Source organism: Mycobacterium sp. NGS49, assembly GCF_059812565.1.
On sequence record NZ_JCALCX010000091.1, the window covers coordinates 1 to 1,601 of the forward strand.

The window sequence follows — 1,601 nt, forward strand, 5'->3', positions numbered from 1 at the left end:
CTGGCGGCCTCGAATACGCTGGCTATCGCCTTGGCCCCGGTGGAGGCGGTGGCGGCGCGGGCGGCGGCGACCCGGAGGAACTCGGCATAGGGGCGGGCTGCACTTGACATCGCGAGGGATGCCGGGCCCTGCCAGGCTTGGCTGGCCAGGTTCGAGGTCACCGAAGCGAAGGAGTCCGCTGCCGAACCCAGTTCCTCGGACAGCCCCGACCACGCCACCGACGCGTCGAGCATGGGCGCCGACCCAGCGCCGAGGTACATCCGCAAAGAGTTGACTTCTGGTGGAAGAACAGAAAAATTCACGACTCTTGACCTCCATTGAGCCCGATAGCCCGTCGCAGAATGCGCCCGTTTTGAGAGACTATCTCCGTTTAGGCTTCAGCATTGGCGTTTCGCCGGAGATTCCACGCACCCACCGAACGAAAATGCCGGCCTCAGACCGCGCTGAAATTCACGTAAGATCGTTGGGTGGGTCGCGCTGGAATCAAATTTGAGAAGGCGTGGAGACTATAACGTAGCGCTCGTCAAGACGCAGGCCTTGGCGAGCGCTACTACCCCACCAAGAGACTTATAGGTCCTGCAACAGCTTTGTGATGCTGAAGAAGCCGGTGAGTGTTGTGCCTGTGTTCAAGAACCCCGAACTTGCGCCGCTGAGGAAGTCACCTGGACTAATCGGTACCCCGTTGTTGAAGAAGCCCGAGGTGAAGCCGCTGATGACGCCTCCGCTGACGGAGTTTCCGATACCAGAGACATGGAGGCCGGCAAGTGATCCGCTGGCCGAGTTATTAAATCCGGAGACGTTGTTGCCGGTGTTGTTGAAGCCCGATTTGGTCAGTCCGGTGTCGGTAGTCGAGCCGACGGTGGTGTTCACATCGCCCGAATTCCAGAAACCTGTGTTGACATCGCCTGAGTTACCGAAGCCGGTATTGGTGGCGCCGGAGTTCCAGAACCCGGTGTTCCCGCCCGCAACGCCCAATGGGCCGCCGCCCGAATTTCCGAAGCCGGTGTTGACGTCACCCGAGTTAGTAAAGCCGGTGTTGAGCGTGCCCGAGTTTCCAGCACCGAAGTTCGCCAGACCCGAATTTCCGATACCGAGGTTTCCGAACCCACTGTTAGCGATGCCGATGCTTTGCAGTTCGCCAAGTTCAGCCGGAACCGGGTTGACGCCGGAGCTGAATAAGCCGACGTTGCCGTCGCCTGAGTTGAAGAACCCGATGTTGTTCGTACCGGAGTTGAACAACCCGATGTTGCCGGAGCCGGCGTTCAGGCCGGTGAACTGAAACTGGCCGGTCGCGGTGTTGTAGGCGGCGCCCCCGACACCGACCAGGTTGTTGCCTTGAAGGCCGAAACCGATGTTGTTGTTACCGTTGTTGCCGCCGCCGATGTTCCCGTTGCCGGTGTTCCCCAGGCCGAAGTTGTTGTTGCCGGTGTTGCCCAGGCCGATGTTGTTACCGGTAGTGGCACTGCCGCCGGTATTCCCGAGGCCGATGTTTCCGGCGCCGATGTTTCCGGAGCCGAAGTTTCCGTTGCCCGTGTTGCCGCTGCCGATGTTGGAGTTGCCGGCGTTTCCACCGCCGAAGTTGCCGTCGCCCGTGTTGCCGC

1 protein-coding gene and 1 pseudogene are annotated in these 1,601 nt (G+C 60.6%); both read right to left on the minus strand.

Going from position 1 to position 1,601, the window contains the following annotated elements; all coding sequences use genetic code 11:
- On the minus strand, positions 1–260 hold a 260-nt coding region (locus AC5Y7D_RS30790; RefSeq protein WP_499929956.1), incomplete at its 3' end, for a PPE domain-containing protein.
- Positions 261–567: 307 nt separating this feature from the next.
- Positions 568–1,601: pseudogene (locus AC5Y7D_RS30795) on the minus strand (PPE family protein); the annotation flags it as partial.